Raw genomic sequence first — 21668 nt, forward strand, 5'->3', positions numbered from 1 at the left:
TGAACTACTTGGCTTTTTCTTTTTTGCAGGTTGGGTAAATGGCCTGGCCGGACCAGGTGCCGTCTTTGCAAGTCAGTGTGTCTGAGATGCATATTTCATCCGCAGGTACAGATGGTTTAAGCCAGCCTGTGGCTTTTCCTCCGTCAGGGATTGTGCCCAGCGGAGTGTCGCAACTTCTTTTTTCGCTGACTACGGGAGCAGCTTTGGACGGAGAGGCCTCGATGGCTGTAGGAGCTGCGCCTTCGTACATACGTGTCCCGCCGCCAGGAGGTGGAGATGCCTTAGGCAGCTCGGCTTCAGCAGACGGTGTGGTTTTAGGCTGACTGGAGCAGCCTGCAACAAAAATCAGAGTGGCGATCATCATGAGTGTTTTCATATTCTTAGTTTGCTTTCAATGTTCACCAATTAACAAGTTCCAATTTGTATTTTTGTGGGGAACACAGGTCCAAGGTTTGAGTTTGACCGTGTTATTAGTCTGAAAGCTGACAGAGTGAAATCTTGTCTCTTGGTGTTCGCAGAAAAATGGCATGTACTCAAAGGCAACAAGAGAGGTTTTTTATGGTTCAGTGTGCACTGTTGGTTCGTCTTGAGGCCAAGCCGGGTAAAGAGGCTGAAGTGGAAAGATTTTTAAAGGATGGTCTTGCTTTGGTGGAGGATGAGCCAGAAACCACGGCGTGGTTCGCCTTAAGATTGAATTCCCATGAATTTGGTATCTTTGATGCTTTTCCGGATGAGTCCGGGCGAAAAGCTCATCTGGCCGGTAAAGTGGCAGAAGCGCTGTTTGCACAGTCGCCGGATCTGTTTGCAACCGAACCTCGTATTGAGCAAATCGATGTCATTGCCGACAAGCTGCCGGGGTCTGGCAAGAGTGCGCGCGAGCTTCCGCCGGAAGCCTACGCACCTTAAAGTCTCTGAAGCCGCTTCCAGCCTTCGTAAAGGCGGTCCCGGGCTCCGGCCAGTGGGGTGTGGGTGATTCTAATGGACTGTTCAGTCAGGGGCTTTTGCATTTGTTCATAGATGCGGGCGGTGGAAAGCCCCACCGCTTCGCCGTCTTCGTTGGAAAGAGCGAAGTACACTTCCTTGATTCCGGTCATGTGCATGGCGGCCAGGCACATCGGGCAGGGTTGGCCGCTGGCATAAATCACACATCCATCCAGGCGCGGACTTTCCAGAACCTGACTGGCGGCGCGAATGGCGGAAAGTTCCGCATGAGAAGTCGGATCTTGCGTTAGCAGGATCTGATTCACTCCGGTGGCGATGACTTCATTGTTTTTAACTAGCACCGCGCCAAAAGGGCGTCCATGTTGTTCCTGCAGATTTTCTGCGGCAAGATTTACGGCCATTTCCAAAAATCTGATTTGGTCGCTGTTCATAAGGAACTCCCTTTTAAGTAAGAAGCTTTGGCAGGATTTCTTTCAGCAGGTCTTTGTCTTTTTTGGACAGGGGTGAAAGGAACTCGTCCTCTACCATTCGCTGGGTTTTTGCGATGGCATTTAGATCTTTTAGTCCTTTCGGGGTCAGTTCGATGACCTTGATGCGACGGTCTTCTGCGCCCGGCACCCGGCGCACATATTTCAGTTTTTCCAGTCCATCGATGAATTTTACCATGGAAGCTTTGTCTATATACATTTCCTGCCCCAGAGCGATTTGACTCTTGGGCCCCTGAACTTGAAGAAGCTTCATAATTCCCAATTGAGGGCCGACAATCTTATGTTGAAGCAGGGCGCGTCCCATCATGTCCTTGTATCTAAGTGCACACTTATTGAGACAGTACCCAAAGAAGGCCTTTAGAACAGGATTGAACGAGGTGGCATCGCAGTTGGAAGGGGTTGCAGATGATTTTTTCAAAGAAGACCTCCTGTTTGATAGATTGTAACACAAACCGTTTGCAACGCAAACCATTTGGGCGTACAACCAATAAAGGTTAGGTGGCTTATGATCACATTGAAAAACTACGGCAAAGTTCTTGTTGTTGGTGCGTTGCTGGGGTCTTGTCTCCAGTCTCGGGCGGCAGGTCTGCATCTGCAGGATGCCTTGAGTGAAGCACTGAATAACTCTCCAAAAGTGCAAAAATCCGAATCCCAATACCGCGAAACCGGCTGGAAAAAGACAGAGTCCTATTCAGGATTTCTGCCCACGCTGTCAGCTCAGGCCAGTTACCTCTTTGACAAGAAGTACGCCCTGGTGGATGTAAATCTTAATAATGTGCCCTTGGCGATCCCGCAGGTGGTGCCGACGACCAATGCCTATTTGACGGCTCAATGGTCGATCTTTGATGGCTTCGCCAGTACGAACCGTTACCTGAGTGCGGATGCATTTAATGAATCCGCCAAGAGTGACTTTGACTGGACTCGTTTTCAGGTTCAGCGCGAAGTGACGGTGCTTTTCTATAAGGCACTGGCTGCCAAAGAGCTTAAAGCCGTGGCTGAGCAAAACGTGCGCGCCCTGGAAGATCATCTGAAAGACGTGCGTCTGTTTAAAAAAGTCGGATCTTCCACCAATTATGATGTCCTGCGTGTGGAAGTTCAGATGAGCGAGGCTCAGTCTGAACTTTTAAATGCCACCGACAACGTCGAACTTTCCCGCGGACGTTTAAGTGAGTCCTTGGGGATGGATCAGGACGTGCCGGAGGTCGACGGGACTCTGCCGCGCTTGAGTCCGGAGGTTGTCGCAAAGCTTGATAAGGCGACCTTGGAAGGTCGCAAGGATTTGCAGGCTCTGCGTCAGCGCGCCGAAGGTTTTAAACATCAAGAGGACTCTGCGGAAAAATACTGGGTGCCGCGTATTTCTTTGATCGGTCAATATCAGTACTACAACAATCGCAACGACCGCTTTGATGATTTCGATCAGTTCCGTGATGCCTATCAGTTCGGTGTGATGCTGAATTGGAATTTGTTCGACGGCATGACTTCGATTTCCCGTTCCAAGCAAAGCATTGAACAGAAATACCAGGCTGAAAAGACAGTGCGTCAGGCTGAGCTGAAAAGTCAGCGCGACTTCGACATGTGGAAAAAGAAGTTTCTTTATTACTGCAAAGTATATGAAGCCCGTTTGAACGATATTTCCAAATCAGAGGAAAGCGTTCGTCTGGCCCGCGAAGGTCAGAAGGTAGGGGCCCGCACCAATACGGACGTGTTGGATGCCGAGGCCGAACTTTACCGCGCTCGCGCGGGTGCGGTGAATGCCCAGGTCGGCGCGATCGAAGCGATCGTCAATCTGGAGCTTAGCACCGGTCAGCAATTGGTTAATTTTAATTAAGGATCAGGACAATGGATAAAAAGAAGAAGTTATTGGCAGGTTTCGGAACTGTGGCGGTGCTGGTTGCAGGATATTTTCTGTATGAACACATGATGTACGTTACGACTGACAACGCGCAGGTCGAAGCGCACTCGGTGATGATCGCTGCCAAAGTGGGTGGTTATATCAACGCGGTTCATATTAATGAAGGCATGAAAGTTAAAAAAGGCGATGTGCTGATCGAGATCGACGATCGCGACTATCAAAATCACCTGCGTCAGATCAAAGGCGAGCTGGCCTCTTTGGAAGCGAAGAAAAGAGACGCGGATAAAAATCTGCGCCGTATCTCTGAATTATTCTCCAAGGGCGTGGTTTCCCAACAGCAGTTTGATGGCACGACGACATCTTTGGCAGAAGTTAAAGCCAAGTACGAAGCTGTCAGTGCTCAGGTGGCTCAGGCAGAATTGAATTTCCAGAACACTAAAATTCTTGCGCCATCAGATGGCTTTATCGCCAAGCGCGCCGCAGAAGTGGGGCAGTTGGCTTCTCCGGGTGTTCCTTTGGTCGGTTTTGTCGACGCGGGTGAACGCTGGGTGACGGCAAACTTCAAAGAAACTGAAATTGAAGGTGTGGTCCCGGGCAAGAAAGTGAATATCGATGTGGATGCGATTTCGGGCCACAGCTTTGTCGGAGTGGTGGAGTCCGTCAGTTCTGCAACCGGGGCGACGTTCACTTTGCTTCCGCCAGACAATGCCACCGGGAACTTTACCAAAGTGGTGCAGCGTGTGCCGGTGAAAATCCGTTTTGAAAACGTCACTGCTGAACAAGTTGAAACCCTGAAAGCGGGGCTTTCAGCATTCGTGAAAGTGCATAAGCACTAAATCCTCCTGTTAGAGGGCTATATGAAAAGAGAATCCGTACTGATTATCGTGGTGGCCGTGATGGCCTCCCTGCTTGAGATCGTCGATGCGTCCATTGTGAATGTGGCGCTGTCGTCGATGATGGGAAATCTGGGGGCGACCCTGGAGGACATCAGTATGGTGATCACCGGTTACGCCATCGCCAATGCCATCATCCTTCCCGTATCGGCTTGGCTGGGCGAACGCATTGGCCGCCGCGTGTATTTCCTGGGATGTATTGCGCTCTTCACGGTCACATCGGTGGCCTGTGGTCTGGCGCCGAATCTGGAAACGCTGACCGTGTTTCGCATCCTGCAAGGTCTTGCCGGGGGCGCGCTGCTGCCGACTTCCCAGACCTTGATTTACGAACAATTCCCGAAAGAAAAAGCCGGTATCGCCGGAGCCATCTTTGGGATGAGCGTGATGATCGGCCCTGCATTGGGTCCGGTGCTGGGCGGTTACCTGACTGATACCTTCGGCTGGAGATCCATCTTCAACATCAATCTGCCGTTGGGCTTGCTGGCGCTGTTTATCGGAAGCCTGGTTATCTTTGATCGCGAAAAAGAACCGGGTAAAGAAAATCAGAAATCTGAACTCGACATCTGGGGACTTACATTCCTGGTACTGGGGATTGGTTGTCTTCAATACGTTCTGGAGCGCGGCGAGGCGGATGACTGGTTTGCTTCGAACATTATCTTGTTCAACGCCGTCATTGCGGCAGTTGCATTGCCTCTTTTTGTATGGTGGGAACTGCGCGTGAAAAATCCGATCATCAACGTGCGCCTGTTCCTGCAGCCGCTGGTAAGTAATGGCGTCTTTTTGATGGGCATGATCGGCTTCTTCCTTTACGGTGTGGTCTTTATTCTGCCGGTGTTTGTTTCCAGAACTCTGCACTATGATGCAACTCAGATTGGGGTGCTGTTTATTCCGGGATCGATTCTGACGGCGGCATTGATGCCGTTCATTGGCAGGGCCATGGTGCAAGGGGTGGACCCAAGAAAGCTGATCTTTGTGGGGCTTCTGTCCTTGGAAGTGTGCCTGTACACGATGACTCTGCTTTCGCCGCTTTCTTCGGAAGGCGAGATACTGCGCATGCTCTTTATCCGCGGTTTCGGTATGGCCTTCTTGTTCGTACCGATCAACTCAAGCATCTTAAGTCAGTTTAAAGGTGTCGAGATGGGTCAGGTGTCGGGGTTGTTGAATCTGTCTCGTCAAATCGGTGGCAGCGTGGGGATTGCTTTGATCGGCACGATGCTGAACAAAAACAGCCATCAAAACTATTTGGATCTGACTTCCAAGGTGTCTCTTTTGAACGCCAACACTCAAAGCGCTTATTACGGAGCAGCCAACACGCTGGGCTCTAAAATGAGTGAAGGGCTGGGGATGGCGACGGGAAATGAGGCGGCGCTAAAAAGTCTTTATGGGCGCATTCAGAATCAGGTGTTTATGTTGAGCTTCCGCCAGCTGATGTTCCTGATGATGATCATTTTTGCGACGGCCTTCATCCCACTGGCGCTGATCCGTTTTAAAAACAAGACTAATACAGTCGTGGATGCTCACTAAGCAAAAAAAAAGCCCTCGTGAAAGAGGGCTTTTTCTATCGGATCGCCGAGATGATTGTGGCGCTGGCGAATTGGATCGGACTTTGCGGCTTACCGGAAGACAGCTTCACCCAGCTGCATAAAAGCAAAGCCAGGAAAATGAAGAACCAATTACTTGGGGTTAGCTGCAAAAGCATAAGTGTCCATTAGTCTTTACGACTTTTAAGATAGCCTAAATAGTACTCAACTCCGCTAGTTATACTCAAAATGACGCTCACCCACAAGACTCCGTACCCGATTTTGTCCAAATAAGGGATTTGGGGCTCTAGGTTTCCAATAATTACAATAGGGATGGCCACCATTTGCATAGCGGTCTTCCATTTGCCGGCTGGTTTGGCCGCGATAATGATTTGATCTGCCGCAGCAACGGAGCGGATGCCCCCGATAAAGTTGTCCCGGGCCAGGATAATGATCACCATCCAGGCGTCAATTTTGCCCTGAGCCAGCAACATAGCCAGAACGCTGGTGACCAGAATCTTGTCAGCGATCGGGTCCATGAATTTGCCGAAATTGCTGACGGCGTTGTATTTGCGGGCATAGTAACCGTCATAGTAATCGGTGATAGAGGCTAGAATGAAAAAGCAGGCAGCAGCGACATTCCAGCCCAGAGTGTTGGGCCACATCAGTGCCACAATAACAGGCACAAAGAACACCCGGCTTAAGGTGATTCTTGTTGGAAGATTCTTCTGAAATTCTGTAACTGCCACAAACACTCCAATCGCTTCGCGCTGGACTAAAGGTAGCAATTTAGACTAGAAAGAATCAATGTTTATTCATCGTCACAAAGTGCAGTTTTACGAAACAGATCTTATGGGAATTGTTCACCACAGCAATTACCTCAGATTTTATGAGGAAGCCCGCGTTGCCTGGGCGCATGCTCATGGGTTGTTGGATTACCAAAAACCGGGTTCGGCGAGTCATTTTGCGGTCTATGAAACTCAGGTAAAACATTTGAAACCCACGTTCTTCGGGGATGACCTGGAGATCGAAGTGCAGGCGCGCACCGAAGGCAACAGGCTGGTGTTCCAGTACCGTCTGCATGGGCGCGGTAACGAAGTGTGCTCTGTTGCAAAGACAGTTCACGTCCCACTGGGGTTGGATTTGAAACTACTAAGATTCCCGGCAGATATGAAAGCCATTGTGAATAAAGAATTGGAGAAAGAAGCATGGATCGAAACCTGGCTTTAGAATTCGTACGTGTGACCGAAGCAGCTGCTCTGGCTTCCGCCCGTTGGGTGGGGCGTGGCGAGGAAAAGCCCGCTGACGCTGCTGCCGTGGACGCCATGAGAAAAGCTTTCGACATCATCAATATGGATGGCACCGTGGTTATCGGTGAAGGCGAGCGCGACGAAGCTCCCATGCTTTATATCGGTGAAAAAGTCGGTACTAATTCTGGCGATGCTCCGGCATTGGACATTGCTTTGGATCCATTGGAAGGCACAACGATTTGTGCAACGGGTGGTGTGGGTTCTATTTCTGTGATCGCGGTGGCTGAAAAAGGAAAATTCCTGCATGCCCCGGACACCTACATGGATAAAATTGCCTGTGGTCCTGCGGCCAAAGGTGTGATCGACATTGATAAATCCGCGACTGAAAATATTCACGCGGTTGCCAAAGCTTTGGACAAAGCGGTGAACGACCTGACCGTGGTGATTTTGAACCGCCCTCGTCATGAGGCTCTGATTGCTGAAGTGCGCAGAACCGGCGCGCGTATTCATCTGATTGGGGACGGTGACGTTTCTGCGGCGGTGGGTGCAGCATGGCCAGATTCCGGTATCGATCTTTTGATGGGTGTCGGTGGCGCACCAGAAGGTGTGATCTCTGCCGCGGCTATGCAGTGCCTGGGGGGCGACTTCCAGGGTCGTCTGAAGTTCCGCAATGATGAAGAGCGCGCACGCGCCACTCGCATGGGTCTGAAAGATCTCGACAAGAAATTCACCGTGGATGAACTGGCTTCTGGTTCTGTGATGTTTGTGGCTACAGGTGTGACTGATGGGCCATTCCTGAAGGGTGTTCGCTTCCTTCCGGATGGTAAAGCAAAAAGTCATTCCGTGGTGATGCGTTCCCAGACCGGGACGATTCGTACCATTGAAGCTTTCCACGATCTGTCCCGCAAACCGAGCAAATAGATGGCAACATCGCTTCACTGTTTTAGCTGCAACAAAGAGCTGACATTCCCCGGGAATGTCGGCCGTCGCGATGAGTGTCCTCACTGTCGCGCGGACGTTCATGTTTGTAAAAACTGTGAGCATTATGATCCCAAGGTCTATAACGAATGCCGCGAAACTCAGGCTGATGTTGTCCGCGAAAAGGACCGCGCCAACTTCTGCGATTACTTCGCGCCTCGCAAAGGGGCCAGTTCCGCCGAAGACAAAAAAGCCGCATTGAGAGCTGCGGCTGAAGCGTTGTTTAAGAAAAAGTAATTCAGTTGGTTCATTTTGAGACGGCGGCAGTGTGGCTTGATTGTGAAGCCGCAATGATGAACTGATCTTCATAATATATATCTAGTTTGGTACTCAAAAATCCGAAATGTGAGTATGGGCACATTTTGGACGTATTTAGCTCACATTCTTCTTCTTTTGATTTCGTACTCACAGTTGGGATGCATGTTATCCGCTTCGCTGCTGACGGAAGGCACTTTTTCCTCCACGCAGGATATTCGCATCGTTGAGCAGGTGAATGCGCTTTCCGCCTCACCACTGGACAGTTTAAAAAAATACAAACTGATTTCGCAGCAACCTTTGAAGCCGGAGTCGGTCCGTGCAGAAGACTTCGTGCACAGTGGTTCGGCTCTGGGGGTGGTGGTCGTGGTGGAGCCCACAGACTCGCCTTTTGAATTTGATATATATGTCTCGGTGTCTTCCCAGGAAGGCACGGTGGTGCTGGATTTGCCTGAAGGGGCCGTTGAATTTCAGGATGGCACGATAAACATCGGTACTCGCTCTGACGAGTCTGTCAGTACATTTGCGGCCAAGCAATCCCGTGTTGCTGTCGGAGAAGAACATCTTTGCTATGTGGATCAGGCTAAAGCCATTCGTTGTCAGGGGTATTATTACGGCGGCCAGACTGGCATTGGCGACAGCAGTTCCGGATCGTACTATACGGGGCGAACGGTGGACACCTCGCTTATTGCCGGTTCTGGTGAATTCGTGAAGGCCTCCGGTGCAAGCTATAGTTCCTGTGCTTTGTCGAAAGAAGGCCAGTTGTACTGCTGGGGTGACAACTATGAGGATGAGCTGGGGATCGGCCCTGGTATAATCGAAGTTCTTTTGCCGACTCCGGCGTTGATGACGAATGTGACGGGTGAGGCTCGATTTATTGATTTTGCAATGGCGCATGAATCCATGTGTGCGATTTCCATTGCCGGAGATTTGTACTGCGCGGGCAAAGTTTCATCGGCCACCACGGGCCTGCTGACGAAGATTGATTGGACAAGTCTGGCGCAATCCGCTGCGCGGATTGTTCAGGTGTCAGTGGGATATGATTTTGCCTGCGGCCTGACGGAACACGGTCGTATTTTTTGCTGGGGTGTTAATGATCAGGGGCAGCTCGGCGATGGCACTTTTGTTGATTCGGCAGTGGCCGTATTGCCTGACTGGAGTGCGTTTTCCAGTGAGCCCAAGTTCATCCATCTGGCGTCAGGGGAGAACCACACCTGCGGCGTGACGGTGGAGGGTTTGGTTTATTGCTGGGGCAGCAATTCCTATGGTCAACTGGGGGATGGCACTGATGATAATCGGGCCACTCCGGTGCTAGTTGTGAACTCCATGTTAAGTGGATCAGAAAAGTTTCAGGCCGTGACGGCCAGCTATGAGGGAACTTGCGCAACGTCTTCGGCAGGTAAGATTTATTGTTTCGGTTCCAACTGGCATTACCTGTCGGGGAACGGCAGTTCCGGAGTGATTTTTGTTCCGACTCTTGTGGACTCATCCATGCTCCCTTCAGGGCAGCGTTATCGCGAAGTCTATATGCATGAGGGTCGCACTTGCGCTGGCAGTACCGGGGATGAATTATACTGCTGGGGAAGTCCTTACAATGAGGCATTCTTCAGGGATACCGAGGCCTTTGTGCCGGTGGAGGTTGACACCTCTGTTCTGCCGTCTGGACAGTATTGGTCCGCCGTCACCCAGTATTCCGGCGGGCACGGTTTGGTGCTGCGCTCTTCTGATGGGACGGCCTATGCTTTGGGAAGTGGTTCACCGGGAACAGAGAATGGGGATTTAGCTCCACGACTTTTGGATACATCCACGATGAGCGGCAGCACTAAGTTTAGAATGTTGACCCTGAATCGCGGGGCGATTTGCGGAATCAACAATGATGATATTTTGCATTGCATGGGATGGGGCGCCGTCGTGGGACAGGGAGGCGCGATAGTCGAACAAACCACCCTGAAGGCTGTCGACACAAGTTCTATGACGGGTGCGACCACTTTTGCGGATGTGGAAATGGGCGAAATGGTTGCCTGTGGTGTGGCGACAGATGGGATCGGATACTGCTGGGGTGGAGCCTCGTATGCTTCCGGACTTTATAACCCGGTCATGGGTAACGGGTCGGCAATGATACGCTACAAGCCCCACCCTATAAATGTCACGGGCATTGCGGGTGCCAAAACTTTCAAAAAGATTTCAGTCGGTCAGTATCATGCCTGTGGTCTTATGACCGACGGGGAAGTTTATTGCTGGGGTAACTCGGTCTACAGTCGCCTGGGTCACAGCAGTATGTTTTCGGTATACACTCCGGCGGCACTGGATAAGTCGGGTATGGTTGGATCGACCTTATTCAAGGATATTCACGGCGATGATGAAACTTTCTGCGGGATCACTACGGATGACGTCACCCATTGCTGGGGTGAAGGGTATTACGGTAATTTAGGAAACAACACGGCAGTGGTGTCTAATTCTCCGGTACCGGTTTCTGTCGGGGGCTTGTTGGCGCCGGCGGCTCCACTGATGGTGAAATCATTTGAACGTTTTGCCTGTGGGATTCTGGATTCGGCCATCAATATTTACTGCTGGGGCCGAGACATTCCTTCAGGGTTATCGGGGGAAGTGAATCCGCTCCCAGTGGCGGTGTTGAAAACTGGCATGACGGGGACGCCGGTCAGTATCAGTGGTGGGGATAATTTGTATGTCACCACGTCGGCCAATAAGATTTATTGCATCGGACGAGATTGTAATTTGGAGATGGACAGAACCACCCCCCGCAAGCAGTTTTTCGAAAACTACTAAAAAGGTTCCCGGTTCTTTTTTAGGCCCACACTGCGTTATCTGTGTTTGTTCTTTAGTCTGATTGGTTTTTGGATATGCTTTAAAGCATGAAAAAACTGATCGCATCCATTTTTGTTTCTGTTCTGATGTTGGGTTCTGCGGCGTTGGCCTCTGGTTCCCAGTGGGAAAATCTAAATCAAATCATCAAAGACACCGGCACGGTTTCAGAAACCCAGTTTGGGATTTACCTGACATTGTCCAGTATTGTGCCGATTGGGACCGAAGGGGCTCGTCAGGCGGATTATCTGAGTGCCGTGGGCGGTTATGATGAAAATGGAAATTTTCACGCCGGGCACCTGGAGGGTGTGTCCGAACAATGGCTGATTGATACAGATGGCAACTGGTCGATCGATCAATGGTTGTTCCGCGTGTCTGTGGATGGCGAAATTGACTGGATTGCGCACTATCAGATGGTGCAAAAGCCCAACGGAACAATGATCAGCCATGATTCTTTGATCGTGGATGATGGCGAGGGTGAGTCCAAATGGCATTCCTGGGTTGAGGATTGGTACGCACGCGTGGGAGCGAAATAGCAAAGGCGATGTAACATAATCGTTTGATGGTCTAGGCCCGCGTTGACTCGATGCTTTGAAATCGACACACTAAGGGCCTATGGCAAAAGCATCCACAACCGAAGTTTTCAACTGCAGCGTCGAACAATTCTTCAAAATCATCTCTGACTACGACAAGTACCATGAGTTTCTGCCGGAAGTGAAAAAGTGCTCGGTTCTTAAGACCGAAGGCAACCGCAAGCTGGTGGAATACAATGTTTCTGTAGTCAAAAGTTTCAAATATTCATTGTGGATGACTGAATCTGCACCGAAAAGCATTACCTGGGAATTTGCTTCCGGCGATGTGTTTAAAACTTCCGTGGGTTCCTGGAAGCTTGAAGACGAAGCTGGTAAAACCCGCGCGACGTACACTGTTGAAGCCACTTTCAGCATGTTCGTACCAGGTCCGATTGCCAATGCCTTGGTCAGTGTGAATCTTCCGAATATGATCAGCAGTTATCACAAGCGAGTGAAACAACTTTATGGCAACTGATGGAAGCAAAAAAGACGACAAGGACAACTCCGGGGACCTGAAAGGTCTTCTGGGTGATACCGTGAAAAAGGTTTTCACCGCCGGTGTCAGTGCGGCGTTTATGACCGAGGAAAGCCTGCGCGCCTATGTCTCTGAGTTGAAACTTCCGAAAGAAGCTTTGAATTTGCTGATTCAAGGGGCGCAAAAATCCAAGGACGAAGTCACTCAGCGTGTGACCAAAGAGATCGTCGGGATCATTCAGAAGATCGACTTCGTCAAAGAAGCCTCGAAGTTCGCTGAAACGCACAAGTTTAAAATCACCGCCGAAATCGATATCATCAAAAAGGATACGCCTGCATCCAAGGACGAATCCGAAGACAAAGCTTAAAATACAAGACCAAAGTCCGTCTCAAGTTGAGACGGACTTCTGCCGAAGAGTTCAGCATGGAACAACTTATCCTTAGCCTGATCTCTGTCGTTTTATTCTGCCTGTGCTGCCATCAGTTCATTCGCACGATGGTGAAGCCTATTCCTGTGCTGGCGTCGGAAAGACCCTATGCCCGGGGTGCTATGCAGCTTGGCAAGTTCTATAAGTCCATGGCCTGGGGCACGATGACCATGGCTTTCTTAGGAGGCCTTGTCGTTTCTTTCCAGCAGGTCTTTCTGACTTTGTAGTTTGTTTCTTTGATGCGCCGAGAGAGGCGCATCTTTCATTCTTATGGCAGCCTTAAATTTTCGGAGGTTGTCATGAGTGCTTTTCAAACCGTGAATCCCGCCACTGGCGATGTTCTTGGATCCTACAATCACCTTTCCTGGTCCGACACAGAAAAAAATATTGAACAAGCAGCGAAGGATTTTCAAATCTGGCGCAAGGTTTCTTTCAAAGAACGCTCGGAAGTTTTGCTAAAGCTTGCGCAGGCTTTGCGCAGTCATAAATCCGAATTGGCGCAAATGATGAATCAGGAGATGGGAAAGCTCATCAGCGAAGGAAAAGCCGAAGTTGAAAAGTGCGCCGTCACATGCGAACACTACGCCAAGGAAGCTGAAACGATGCTAAAGAACCAGGTGGCAGCTTCTTCTCCGTACAAACATGCCGAAGTCAGTTTTCAGCCAGTCGGGGTTGTATTCAGTGTCATGCCCTGGAATTTTCCGCTGTGGCAGGTGATCCGTTTTGCGGCTCCGGCATTGATGGCGGGGAATGTGATTTTGCTGAAGCATGCGGATTTAACAGCAGGCACCTCTGAGCTGATTGGGAAAATTTTTAATGACCTGACGCCGGACTATAAACTTTTGCGCAACATTCAGGTCAATCACGATGTGGCAGCCCAGGTGATTGCTCATCCGGTGGTGCATGGGGTGACCTTCACTGGCAGCAGTCAGGGGGGCAGATCGGTTGCAACCGAAGCGGCCAAGAATCTGAAAAAGATCGTTCTGGAGCTTGGCGGCAGTGATGCTTATCTGGTTTTGGAAGATGCCGATGTTGAGGCTGCGGCCAAGGCGTGTGCGAAAGTGCGTCTGGTGAACTGCGGGCAGAGTTGCGTGGCGGGGAAAAGGTTTATCGTGAACGAAAAAGTCGCCAAAGACTTTATCCATCATTTCACTAAAGAGATGAAAGAAACGGAGCTGGCACCTTTGGCTTCCGTGAAGTTTCAAAAAACCATCGTGGACCAGGTGGAAAAACTGAAAAAATGGGGTGGCAAAGTGGTCCTGGGTGGTTCGGCACCGCAAGGGGCGGGGGCCTTTTATCCGGCGACGGTGGTGGTCTTTGAAAAAGATCATCCCGAGGTTCATCGCGAGGAAATATTCGGCCCCGTGGCGTCGGTTTTCATCGTGAAGAACACAGAAGAGGCCCTGGCAGTGGCCAACTCTTCGCCGTATGGTCTGGGTGGTGGAGTCTTTACTCGAGACGTGAAAAAGGGCAAAGAGCTGATTGAAAAAGAGTTGCAGGCCGGTTTTGTCGTGGTGAATGATTATGTGAAGTCGGACCCAAGAATCCCGTTTGGCGGGATCAAAGAATCCGGCTATGGCCGCGAATTGGGTCATTTCGGAATCATGGAATTCGTGAACATCAAGACCGTCGCGGTTGCGGGGGAGTAGAGTGAAACTGTCAAAGGCCAAGCAGGATCTGGATCATCATGTATGGAAGCTGATCAAACTTCATTCGCTTCAGGATAAAAAGATTCTGGTGGCGCTTTCTGGCGGCACGGATTCAGTGGCTTTACTGCGCAGCTTAACGAAAGTGCACAAAAAAAATCTTCTCGGGGCTTGTTATTTTCATCATGGCGAGGACTCCAATCAGGAGTATCGCAAAGAGGCTCAGGAGTTTTGCGAAAAGCTTTGCAAGAAACTAGAAATTGACTTTTACCCGTTGCGCGCCTCGCAATTGGCTAAATCAGAGGCAGAATATCGCGAGCTGCGTTATGAGGCTTTGGACCGCCTGAAGAAGGAGGAGGGGTTCGAACTTGTGGCTACAGGGCACCATCGGGACGACCTGTTGGAGACAAGATTGATTCGCTTGATTCGCGGCACCGGGGCTCAGGGGTTTGCGGCGATGCATGTTTTGCGGGATGGTTTGTTCCGCCCCCTTTTGGAGATCTCCAAAAAAGAGCTTAAAAAATATCTGCGTGAAGAGCGGCTTCGAAGCTTTGAGGACCCAACTAACAAGGCCCTGGACCCTTTGCGTAACTGGCTGCGCGAAGAGTGGTTAAAATCCCTTGAAAGGCGCTCCAGAGGCTCGACTGCGGCTTTGGCCCGGTCATTGGAGACCATTGCCCAAGAGATTGAAAATCGCCCTTGGGGAGATTTGCTGGGGCAGAATGAGGCTTATAAGACACAGGGGCTGCGCAGAGCCTTTTACCTCACATTGAGTCCGTTTGAACAAAAAAGACTGTTGGCTCAGTACCTGTTTTCCCTCGGGAAACGAGATTTTTCGCAATCTCACTTGGAAGAAGTTCAAAAGCGCCTGGACAAGTCGCAAAAAGTGATCACATTCAAAGTCGCTGGGTGCCAATGGGAAGTTAACGCAGAGCAAATCAAGGTCCAGTCCTGATTTGAGAGGACTGGTTTCTCACTCTAAAGTTTCTTTTTTTGAGAGGGCATTCATGCTACCCTTTGGGGGTATTACCTTCGACTGAAAGGAACTGAAATGCGATCAACCCAGAAAACGCTGGCTCTATGGTTCTTCCTGATCATCATGGCTGTGTTTCTATTTCAAGCCTATGAGAGCAAGCATCAAAAAGCGATTGCTGACTTTAATTTCTCCAAATTCACTGAAGCCGTAAAGGCCGGCGAGGTGGCGACTGTCACCTTCCGTCAGGATACCAGCGAAGTCGTTGGTGAAATGAAGCCGGAGTTTGAAAAGAAATACAACGGCACCCACTTTGCCATTATCGGGAACACCCAGGATGAGGGTTATAAATTCCTGCAACAACACGGCATCACGCCCAATTATGAGCGTGCTGACAATGGTGGTTTCTTCCAGTCATTGCTTGTGAACTGGCTGCCTCTGATTCTGATCGTAGCGATGTTCCTGTTCATCATGCGCCAGATTCAGGCCGGTGGCGGCAAAGCCATGTCCTTTGGTAAATCCCGCGCCCGTCTGCTGACGGAGCATAAAAACCGTGTGACCTTCAAAGAGGTTGCTGGCGTGGATGAGGCCAAAGAAGACCTGCAAGAAATCGTAAGCTTCCTGAAAGATCCAAAAAAATACACCAAACTTGGTGGTCGCATCCCTAAGGGGGTTTTGCTGGTGGGTTCTCCAGGGACTGGTAAGACCTTGCTGGCTCGCGCCGTTGCGGGTGAGGCGGGAGTTCCATTCTTCACTATTTCCGGTTCTGACTTCGTCGAAATGTTCGTTGGTGTTGGTGCCAGCCGTGTTCGTGATTTGTTCGAACAAGGTAAAAAGAATGCTCCATGTCTGATCTTTATTGATGAGATCGATGCTGTCGGTCGCCATCGTGGTGCTGGCATGGGTGGTGGTCACGATGAACGTGAACAGACTCTGAATCAGTTGCTGGTTGAGATGGATGGTTTTGAATCTTCTGAAGGTGTTATCATGATCGCTGCAACCAACCGTCCAGACGTTCTGGATCCTGCGTTGCTCCGTCCGGGTCGTTTCGACCGCCGTGTGATCGTGAATAAACCGGATCTTAAAGGCCGTGAGCAGATCCTTGCGGTTCATATGCGCAAGACTCCATTGGGTCCTGATGTGGATGCTTCCAAAATCGCACGTGGTACGCCGGGCTTCTCGGGTGCCGATCTTGAGAACCTTGTGAATGAAGCAGCCCTGGTGGCGGCTCGTTCTGACAAGAAGTATCTTGAAATGGATGATTTCGAAAAAGCGAAAGACAAAGTCACAATGGGTGCGGAAAGACGCTCTATGGTGATTTCTGACGAAGACAAAAAAGTCACTGCTTACCATGAAGCGGGTCATACGCTGGTGGGTAAAAAGCTTGTTGGCTTGGATCCGATCCACAAAGTGACCATCATTCCTCGTGGTATGGCGTTGGGTGTGACTCAGACTCTGCCGGAAAAAGAAAGCGTGTCTTTGTCCAAATCCAAAGCTGAAAACATGATCGCCTTCCTGTTTGGTGGTCGTGCGGCTGAAGAGCTGATCTTTAAGGACATCACCACCGGTGCCGGCAACGACATCGAGCGTGCGACTGAAATCGCCCGTCGCATGGTGTGTGAATGGGGCATGAGTAAGCTGGGTCCTTTGGCTTATGAAACCCGCGACAATCCGGTGTTCATGGGTATGGGCTATGGCAACAAGTCCAAAGAGTACTCTGATGCGAAAGCACAGGAGATCGACACTGAAGTCGAAAAGATCATCAAGCACGGTTACGATGTTTCTATCCAGATTCTGCGTGACCACCAGGATGCTCTGGAGCGCCTGACTCAGGCATTGCTTGAATACGAAACAATCGACGGTCATGAAGTCGACATGCTGGTGAACGGCGCGGCAGTTGCGGAAATTGAAAAATACCGCAACACCAAGAAAGACACCAACGCGGCCATCATGAACGCGGCGGAAAAGAAAGGATCTGGAGATCCGGTGGGTAGCACCGGCCCGGTGACGATCTAAAAATTCTGAAACCCAATCTGCCGACACCCCGTCGGCAGAGCCTTTTTGACGACAACATTTTTACAAAGGCATCTTGATGTTGCAGCAGTTTGTCGACAACCTTGTGTTTATAGTCCAGCACTTGCGGGTGCAGGATGCTATCGACATGCTCCTGGTTTGGATGGTTGTTTATCGCATTCTGGTTCTGATCAAACGAACCGGGACGATCCAAATGCTTTCCGGCCTGGGGGTTCTGGCGATCGGATATATTCTGAGTATCTGGCTGGAGCTTTTCACCTTTAACTGGATCCTGGAAAAATTCTTCTCTAATTTGTTTGTGATCGTGGTTGTCCTGTTCCAGGGCGAGATTCGTCGTGCGCTGGCTCACATCGGCAGCAACCCGTTCTTCAGCGATGCCTCCACAATCCAGGAAACCCAGGTGATTGAAGAGATCGCCAAGGGTATTATCCTGACTGCGCAAAAGGGCTTCGGCGCATTGGTGGTGGTGGAGCGTGAAATCGTCATCGATTATCACATTGAATTCGGAACCGAGATGGATTCCAAGGTGTCCGCGGAATTGCTGGCTTCGATTTTCCACCCGGAAAGTCCGATGCACGACGGAGCTGTCTTAATTCGCAATGGTAAAATTCATTCTGCCGGCTGCTTCCTGCCGCTCAGTAAAAATCCGGCTCTGGATAAAAACCTGGGGACCCGTCACCGCGCGGCTATTGGTTTGACTGAAGAAACTGATGCTTTGGTGTTTGTGGTTTCTGAAGAAAACAAATCCATTGGTATCGTCCAAGGGGGTCACTTGAGTCCTAACGTGGAACTGGGTGACATTCGTAAAGCTCTTTATGAAACCTTCGGTCTTAAGTACAAGGCCTTCTCTCAGCAAGGGGAGGTTTAATGAGACGGCGTTGGTCGAATGTCATTACCGAAAACTTCAGCTACAAAGTTGTGGCGTTGTTTATTTCGTTGATCCTGTGGCTGACCATTTTGGGTCGCCGTGATTTTGTTCTAAGCAAAAATATTGATATTGAGCTGATCACTGCTCCAGGCACCCATGTGGTGGCTCAGACAACGGATCATATCAAGGTGAAGGTTTCAGGTCCTCGTTCTTCATTGAAGAAGTTCCTGGAAAGCTCGCTGGCTCAAAGTATCACGCTGGACATCTCGCAAAGAGGAGAAGGTGTGGTGAATGTGGATATCCCTCTCAGCAAAATTGAAGTGCCGCTGGGTGTGCGAATTCTGGGTGTCCGTCCAAATCAAATTCAAGCAGAAGTGTTGCTGATAAAGGAAAAGCCCCGTGACGAACAAGAAAACCGATAAAGTGGAAAAGAAAACAAGACTGTTTGGAACTGATGGTATTCGCGGGACTGCGAATCAGTATCCAATGACTCCGGAAATGGTCGTTAAAATTGGTCAGGCCATCGGTTATCTTTTGCGCAAAGAGGCTGAAGAAAAATCCTCCAGCGTGCGCAAAGTGGTTATCGGAAAAGACACGCGTCTGTCCGGTTACATGATCGAGCAGGCTTTGGCTTCCGGGTTAAACTCCATGGGTGTGTTCGTGCAACTGGTGGGACCACTGCCGACTCCAGGGATCGGTTATTTGACCCGCACCATGCGTGCAGCAGCCGGGATCGTGATCTCTGCTTCCCACAATCCATTCCATGACAACGGGATCAAAGTGTTTGGTTCTGATGGTTTCAAAATCTCTGAAGAGATGGAACGTGAAATCGAGCGCCTGGTGCTTGAAGAAGACCTGACGCCACTTCTGCCTCCAAGCAAAGAAATCGGTCGCACCCGTCGTATTGAAGACTCTCAGGGTCGTTATATCGTTTACGTAAAGGGCACATTCCCTCTGGAGTACACCCTGGATGGCATGCGTATCGTTCTGGATACCGCTAATGGAGCGTCTTATAAGGTTGCTCCATCCATCTTCCAGGAGCTGGGTGCGGAAGTGATTCAGCTGGGTGATGATCCCAATGGCACTAACATCAATGACAAGGTTGGTGCTTTGTATCCGCAGAAGCTGGCTGAATCCGTTTTGCACTATCGTGCGGACGTGGGCATCAGTCTGGACGGGGATGCGGATCGTGTGATCATGGTCGATGAAAAAGGCGAGATCGTAAACGGAGACCGCATTTTGGCGATCTGTGCTTTGCATATGAAAGAGCGTGGCTTGCTGAAAGGTGACACTCTGGTGGCGACTCAGATGTCGAACTTCGGTCTTGAAAAGCGCATGAATGAAGCAGGCATCAAGCTTGTGAAAACCGGCGTGGGTGACAAGTACGTGGTCGAAGAGATGCGTAAACACGGTTACAACCTGGGTGGCGAGCAGTCTGGCCACATCATCTTCCTGGATCACACCACAACGGGTGATGGTTGTATTGCGGCGTTGAGTGTTCTGGCGGTGATGAAACAAACTGGCAAGAAGATGAGCGATCTGAATCACGTCTTTGAAGACGTTCCGCAGATCCTGATCAACTGCCGTGTAAAACGCCGGGCCGAGCTTTCTGAGCTTGCTGGCTACAACGACATGATTCGCAATATTGAAAAGAAACTGGCTGGCAATGGTCGTGTCTTCGTTCGTTTCTCTGGAACTGAGCCGGTGATTCGTGTGCTGGTTGAGGGGACTGAGAAAGCTCAGATCACTCAATTTGCTGAAGAGATCGCCTCTTTCCTGGAAAAAGAACTGTCTTAATTAAAGGGGGATGGCAGTTCTGCCGTCCTAAAAGTCTATGAAACATAAAATTCGTTTGGGTGTAAATGTGGACCACGTGGCGACGCTTCGTCAGGTGCGTGGGGGAACAACGGCTTATCCTAATTTGCTGGATATGGTGAAAAAGTCCGTCAAAGGTGGCGCGGAACAAATCACGATTCATCTTCGTGAGGACCGCCGTCATATTCAATTGGAAGATCTTAAAGTGCTTTCCAAGCATTGTTCAGTGCCGTTGAATCTGGAGATGGCAGCGACCTCTCAGATGGTGACTTTCGCCAAGAAATACCGTCCTGACTGGGTTTGTTTCGTCCCGGAAAAGCGTGCTGAGCTGACAACGGAAGGCGGCCTGGATGTAAAGAAAGGCTTTAAGAAAATGTTCCCGATGGTTGAAAAGCTTCAGCGCATCGGCATTGAAATTTCCATGTTTGTTGAGCCTTCCCTTGAGCAGGTTGAAGCTTCCTATGAGATCGGGGCGGATGCGGTTGAGTTCCACACCGGCAAATGGGTGATGCTAAAAGGCGCTCGTAAAGCCGCTGAATGGAAGCGTCTTTGTGATGCCGCTGAATGGGCGCACTATCTGGGTTTGAATGTGCACGCAGGCCACGGGCTTGATTATGAGCACTCCAAGCTTATTAATAAGTTGCCGCATCTGCAGGAAGTGAATATTGGGCATTCTCTGGTGTGTTATGCGCTGGAGCATGGCATGGAAGAGTCTGTGCGTAAGATGAGAAAAATCCTGAAATAATATGACCATTTTGAATTCCCAGCACATCGTAAAAAACCTCCAGGAGCTGAAAAGCTTCTGGCAGGAGTTTTTGCCGCACCTGAATGACCGCTGCATCTTGCTGATGAGCGGGGATGTCGGTGCCGGTAAAACGACGTCGGTGCAAATGATTGCCGGCGAGTTGGGAATGCGGGACGTACAGTCACCAAGCTTTGCCATTCATCTGCGCTATGAAAACGCGGAAGGCAAAGCTATGGATCATCTGGACCTGTATCGTCTGAAAGATGACGATGATCTGGAAAGTTCCGGTTTCTGGGACCTGTTTGCCCAGAAGAATTCACTGATCATTATCGAATGGGCAAACCGCCTGGATTTCGATTACCTGCCACTCAACTGGCAGCGCATCGAAGTGCGCTTTGAAAAACTCAGCGACACCGAAAGAAAAATCACCACCCGCCAAGTCTAATAGGTGATGCGTTAGTTGTAACCGTTTTGATAGGCCATTTCATAGTTCGGGAAGAAGACTCGTTTCCAGACGGGGATCTTGTTGATCTCTTCTGGTGGCACGACCTTTTTTAATTCCAGATCACCGACTGGATTTCTGCCCACTTGCTTTTGCACACGCATGCGGAACTGATAAGGCTCTTGGGTGTCGCGATAGTCGTTCGAGAAGATGCCCAGACGGTTGTCGTAAGCTTCTTTGGAAGCTTTGCTGTAATCACTCACCACACGTTTTTCAAACGGGTAGATGAAGTAAATCATACCCCAGCCGTTTTTAAGCATTTCGATATTGAGTTCAGTTTTTCCATTCAACAAGCGACCCAGGATGCGTCCGTGTTTGTCGATCTGGCTGTCTTCGCTTAGGGTGATGATGCCGTCGGCCGGAATCAGGGATCGCAGGAAATCGCGCGCGGCCAGAGCTACATCGCCTTGGGTTTCTTTCATAAAGTCCACTTCCGGAGTGTCCACGCCCATCAAGCGCACTTTAACACGGGTGTTGTTTGCAACATCCACCGCTGTCAGAGTGTCGCCGTCATGAACACTGAGAACTTTAATGCGTGTGCCTTGGGCCCAAAGAAGAGAAGGAAGAAGCAGGACAATGAAAAGAACTGAAAGGTTTTTCATGGCCCTGA

General features: G+C 50.2%; 25 protein-coding genes. 20 read left to right on the forward strand and 5 right to left on the reverse strand.

Going from position 1 to position 21668, the window contains the following annotated elements; genetic code table 11:
• Positions 1–4 precede the first annotated feature (4 nt).
• Complete coding sequence (locus ACNQKP_RS16080; protein ID WP_417866003.1) at positions 5–376, reverse strand: hypothetical protein; 372 nt, start codon at positions 374–376, stop codon at positions 5–7.
• A 182-nt stretch (positions 377–558) separates the two neighbouring features.
• Between ACNQKP_RS16080 and ACNQKP_RS16085 the strand changes: the two genes are divergently transcribed.
• On the forward strand, positions 559–906 hold the full coding sequence (locus ACNQKP_RS16085) for a putative quinol monooxygenase (RefSeq protein ID WP_417866006.1): 348 nt from the start codon (positions 559–561) through the stop codon (positions 904–906).
• Here the strand turns inward: ACNQKP_RS16085 and ACNQKP_RS16090 are convergent.
• Both ACNQKP_RS16090 and ACNQKP_RS16095 read right to left on the reverse strand, forming a co-directional pair.
• Positions 903–1373: a nucleoside deaminase gene (locus ACNQKP_RS16090; protein ID WP_417866008.1), complete on the reverse strand. Its 471-nt coding sequence runs from the start codon at positions 1371–1373 to the stop codon at positions 903–905. The genes ACNQKP_RS16085 and ACNQKP_RS16090 overlap by 4 nt on opposite strands.
• 13 nt (positions 1374–1386) lie before the next feature.
• Entirely contained in the window at positions 1387–1848 is a 462-nt protein-coding gene (locus ACNQKP_RS16095; RefSeq protein WP_417866010.1) for a MarR family winged helix-turn-helix transcriptional regulator, read from the reverse strand.
• An 87-nt stretch (positions 1849–1935) separates the two neighbouring features.
• Between ACNQKP_RS16095 and ACNQKP_RS16100 the strand changes: the two genes are divergently transcribed.
• From ACNQKP_RS16100 to ACNQKP_RS16110, 3 genes are read left to right on the forward strand one after another with little or no spacing between them, the layout of a single operon-like run.
• Positions 1936–3258, forward strand: a complete 1323-nt coding sequence (locus tag ACNQKP_RS16100) for a TolC family protein (RefSeq protein WP_417866012.1) — start codon at positions 1936–1938, stop codon at positions 3256–3258.
• 11 nt (positions 3259–3269) lie between these two features.
• Positions 3270–4118, forward strand: a complete 849-nt coding sequence (locus ACNQKP_RS16105; protein ID WP_417866014.1) for an HlyD family secretion protein — start codon at positions 3270–3272, stop codon at positions 4116–4118.
• A 21-nt stretch (positions 4119–4139) separates the two neighbouring features.
• A complete protein-coding gene (locus tag ACNQKP_RS16110; protein WP_417866016.1) occupies positions 4140–5699 on the forward strand; it encodes a DHA2 family efflux MFS transporter permease subunit in 1560 nt (519 codons plus the stop codon).
• 184 nt (positions 5700–5883) lie between these two features.
• Here the strand turns inward: ACNQKP_RS16110 and pgsA are convergent, their stop codons facing one another.
• The gene (pgsA, locus tag ACNQKP_RS16115; RefSeq protein WP_417866018.1) at positions 5884–6444 is read right to left on the reverse strand and encodes a CDP-diacylglycerol--glycerol-3-phosphate 3-phosphatidyltransferase; all 561 of its coding nucleotides are present in this window, start codon (positions 6442–6444) and stop codon (positions 5884–5886) included.
• A gap of 58 nt (positions 6445–6502) precedes the next feature.
• Between pgsA and ACNQKP_RS16120 the strand changes: the two genes are divergently transcribed.
• The 16 genes from ACNQKP_RS16120 (at position 6503) to tsaE (ending at position 21001) form a co-directional block, all read left to right on the forward strand.
• Positions 6503–6925 (forward strand): acyl-CoA thioesterase, encoded by a 423-nt coding sequence (locus ACNQKP_RS16120; protein WP_417866020.1) that lies wholly within the window; start codon positions 6503–6505, stop codon positions 6923–6925.
• Positions 6904–7866 carry a class II fructose-bisphosphatase gene (gene glpX, locus ACNQKP_RS16125; protein WP_041577561.1) on the forward strand — a complete coding sequence of 321 codons (963 nt, stop codon included), beginning with the start codon at positions 6904–6906 and terminating at the stop codon, positions 7864–7866. The genes ACNQKP_RS16120 and glpX overlap by 22 nt, the downstream gene beginning before the upstream one ends.
• Positions 7867–8160, forward strand: coding sequence for a hypothetical protein (locus ACNQKP_RS16130; RefSeq protein ID WP_417866023.1), 294 nt, complete (start codon positions 7867–7869; stop codon positions 8158–8160).
• Between the two features lie 183 nt (positions 8161–8343).
• Positions 8344–10965, forward strand: coding sequence for an RCC1 domain-containing protein (locus tag ACNQKP_RS16135; RefSeq protein ID WP_417866025.1), 2622 nt, complete (start codon positions 8344–8346; stop codon positions 10963–10965).
• Between the two features lie 86 nt (positions 10966–11051).
• Positions 11052–11537: a hypothetical protein gene (locus tag ACNQKP_RS16140; RefSeq protein ID WP_417866027.1), complete on the forward strand. Its 486-nt coding sequence runs from the start codon at positions 11052–11054 to the stop codon at positions 11535–11537.
• 79 nt (positions 11538–11616) lie between these two features.
• Complete coding sequence (locus ACNQKP_RS16145) at positions 11617–12048, forward strand: type II toxin-antitoxin system RatA family toxin (protein ID WP_417866029.1); 432 nt, start codon at positions 11617–11619, stop codon at positions 12046–12048.
• The gene (locus ACNQKP_RS16150) at positions 12038–12415 is read left to right on the forward strand and encodes a hypothetical protein (protein ID WP_417866031.1); all 378 of its coding nucleotides are present in this window, start codon (positions 12038–12040) and stop codon (positions 12413–12415) included. The genes ACNQKP_RS16145 and ACNQKP_RS16150 overlap by 11 nt, the downstream gene beginning before the upstream one ends.
• Before the next feature lie 56 nt (positions 12416–12471).
• On the forward strand, positions 12472–12702 hold the full coding sequence (locus ACNQKP_RS16155) for a hypothetical protein (RefSeq protein ID WP_235046074.1): 231 nt from the start codon (positions 12472–12474) through the stop codon (positions 12700–12702).
• Positions 12703–12774: 72 nt separating this feature from the next.
• Positions 12775–14124: an NAD-dependent succinate-semialdehyde dehydrogenase gene (locus tag ACNQKP_RS16160; protein ID WP_417866033.1), complete on the forward strand. Its 1350-nt coding sequence runs from the start codon at positions 12775–12777 to the stop codon at positions 14122–14124.
• 88 nt (positions 14125–14212) lie between these two features.
• Positions 14213–15076 (forward strand): tRNA lysidine(34) synthetase TilS, encoded by an 864-nt coding sequence (gene tilS / locus ACNQKP_RS16165; RefSeq protein WP_417866035.1) that lies wholly within the window; start codon positions 14213–14215, stop codon positions 15074–15076.
• A gap of 96 nt (positions 15077–15172) precedes the next feature.
• Positions 15173–17110: an ATP-dependent zinc metalloprotease FtsH gene (gene ftsH, locus ACNQKP_RS16170; protein ID WP_417866037.1), complete on the forward strand. Its 1938-nt coding sequence runs from the start codon at positions 15173–15175 to the stop codon at positions 17108–17110.
• Between the two features lie 76 nt (positions 17111–17186).
• Entirely contained in the window at positions 17187–17996 is an 810-nt protein-coding gene (gene cdaA, locus ACNQKP_RS16175) for a diadenylate cyclase CdaA (protein WP_011164382.1), read from the forward strand.
• On the forward strand, positions 17996–18418 hold the full coding sequence (locus ACNQKP_RS16180) for a CdaR family protein (RefSeq protein ID WP_417866039.1): 423 nt from the start codon (positions 17996–17998) through the stop codon (positions 18416–18418). Before cdaA ends, ACNQKP_RS16180 begins: the two co-directional genes overlap by 1 nt.
• Position 18419: 1 nt before the next feature.
• Entirely contained in the window at positions 18420–19793 is a 1374-nt protein-coding gene (glmM, locus tag ACNQKP_RS16185) for a phosphoglucosamine mutase (protein WP_417866091.1), read from the forward strand.
• A gap of 37 nt (positions 19794–19830) precedes the next feature.
• Positions 19831–20556 (forward strand): pyridoxine 5'-phosphate synthase, encoded by a 726-nt coding sequence (locus ACNQKP_RS16190; RefSeq protein WP_417866041.1) that lies wholly within the window; start codon positions 19831–19833, stop codon positions 20554–20556.
• Position 20557: 1 nt separating this feature from the next.
• Positions 20558–21001 carry a tRNA (adenosine(37)-N6)-threonylcarbamoyltransferase complex ATPase subunit type 1 TsaE gene (gene tsaE, locus ACNQKP_RS16195; RefSeq protein WP_417866043.1) on the forward strand — a complete coding sequence of 148 codons (444 nt, stop codon included), beginning with the start codon at positions 20558–20560 and terminating at the stop codon, positions 20999–21001.
• Between the two features lie 11 nt (positions 21002–21012).
• Here tsaE and ACNQKP_RS16200 read toward each other — a convergent pair whose 3' ends face one another.
• Entirely contained in the window at positions 21013–21660 is a 648-nt protein-coding gene (locus tag ACNQKP_RS16200; protein ID WP_417866045.1) for a thermonuclease family protein, read from the reverse strand.
• Between the last annotated feature and the right edge of the window lie 8 nt (positions 21661–21668).

It is taken from the genome of Bdellovibrio bacteriovorus (genome assembly GCF_048286975.1).
Classification (GTDB): Bacteria; Bdellovibrionota; Bdellovibrionia; order Bdellovibrionales; family Bdellovibrionaceae; genus Bdellovibrio; species Bdellovibrio bacteriovorus_H.

What these genes read in the sequence shown, in the direction of transcription:
- ACNQKP_RS16080 (WP_417866003.1), bottom strand. Translation starts at nt 376, where the DNA reads ATGAAAACACTCATGATGATCGCCACTCTGATTTTTGTTGCAGGCTGC.
- ACNQKP_RS16085 (WP_417866006.1), top strand. Translation starts at nt 559, where the DNA reads ATGGTTCAGTGTGCACTGTTGGTTCGTCTTGAGGCCAAGCCGGGTAAA.
- ACNQKP_RS16090 (WP_417866008.1), bottom strand. Translation starts at nt 1,373, where the DNA reads ATGAACAGCGACCAAATCAGATTTTTGGAAATGGCCGTAAATCTTGCC.
- ACNQKP_RS16100 (WP_417866012.1), top strand. Translation starts at nt 1,936, where the DNA reads ATGATCACATTGAAAAACTACGGCAAAGTTCTTGTTGTTGGTGCGTTG.
- ACNQKP_RS16105 (WP_417866014.1), top strand. Translation starts at nt 3,270, where the DNA reads ATGGATAAAAAGAAGAAGTTATTGGCAGGTTTCGGAACTGTGGCGGTG.
- ACNQKP_RS16110 (WP_417866016.1), top strand. Translation starts at nt 4,140, where the DNA reads ATGAAAAGAGAATCCGTACTGATTATCGTGGTGGCCGTGATGGCCTCC.
- ACNQKP_RS16120 (WP_417866020.1), top strand. Translation starts at nt 6,503, where the DNA reads ATGTTTATTCATCGTCACAAAGTGCAGTTTTACGAAACAGATCTTATG.
- glpX (WP_041577561.1), top strand. Translation starts at nt 6,904, where the DNA reads ATGGATCGAAACCTGGCTTTAGAATTCGTACGTGTGACCGAAGCAGCT.
- ACNQKP_RS16130 (WP_417866023.1), top strand. Translation starts at nt 7,867, where the DNA reads ATGGCAACATCGCTTCACTGTTTTAGCTGCAACAAAGAGCTGACATTC.
- ACNQKP_RS16135 (WP_417866025.1), top strand. Translation starts at nt 8,344, where the DNA reads ATGTTATCCGCTTCGCTGCTGACGGAAGGCACTTTTTCCTCCACGCAG.
- ACNQKP_RS16140 (WP_417866027.1), top strand. Translation starts at nt 11,052, where the DNA reads ATGAAAAAACTGATCGCATCCATTTTTGTTTCTGTTCTGATGTTGGGT.
- ACNQKP_RS16145 (WP_417866029.1), top strand. Translation starts at nt 11,617, where the DNA reads ATGGCAAAAGCATCCACAACCGAAGTTTTCAACTGCAGCGTCGAACAA.
- ACNQKP_RS16150 (WP_417866031.1), top strand. Translation starts at nt 12,038, where the DNA reads ATGGCAACTGATGGAAGCAAAAAAGACGACAAGGACAACTCCGGGGAC.
- ACNQKP_RS16155 (WP_235046074.1), top strand. Translation starts at nt 12,472, where the DNA reads ATGGAACAACTTATCCTTAGCCTGATCTCTGTCGTTTTATTCTGCCTG.
- ACNQKP_RS16160 (WP_417866033.1), top strand. Translation starts at nt 12,775, where the DNA reads ATGAGTGCTTTTCAAACCGTGAATCCCGCCACTGGCGATGTTCTTGGA.
- ftsH (WP_417866037.1), top strand. Translation starts at nt 15,173, where the DNA reads ATGCGATCAACCCAGAAAACGCTGGCTCTATGGTTCTTCCTGATCATC.
- cdaA (WP_011164382.1), top strand. Translation starts at nt 17,187, where the DNA reads ATGTTGCAGCAGTTTGTCGACAACCTTGTGTTTATAGTCCAGCACTTG.
- ACNQKP_RS16180 (WP_417866039.1), top strand. Translation starts at nt 17,996, where the DNA reads ATGAGACGGCGTTGGTCGAATGTCATTACCGAAAACTTCAGCTACAAA.
- ACNQKP_RS16190 (WP_417866041.1), top strand. Translation starts at nt 19,831, where the DNA reads ATGAAACATAAAATTCGTTTGGGTGTAAATGTGGACCACGTGGCGACG.
- tsaE (WP_417866043.1), top strand. Translation starts at nt 20,558, where the DNA reads ATGACCATTTTGAATTCCCAGCACATCGTAAAAAACCTCCAGGAGCTG.
- ACNQKP_RS16200 (WP_417866045.1), bottom strand. Translation starts at nt 21,660, where the DNA reads ATGAAAAACCTTTCAGTTCTTTTCATTGTCCTGCTTCTTCCTTCTCTT.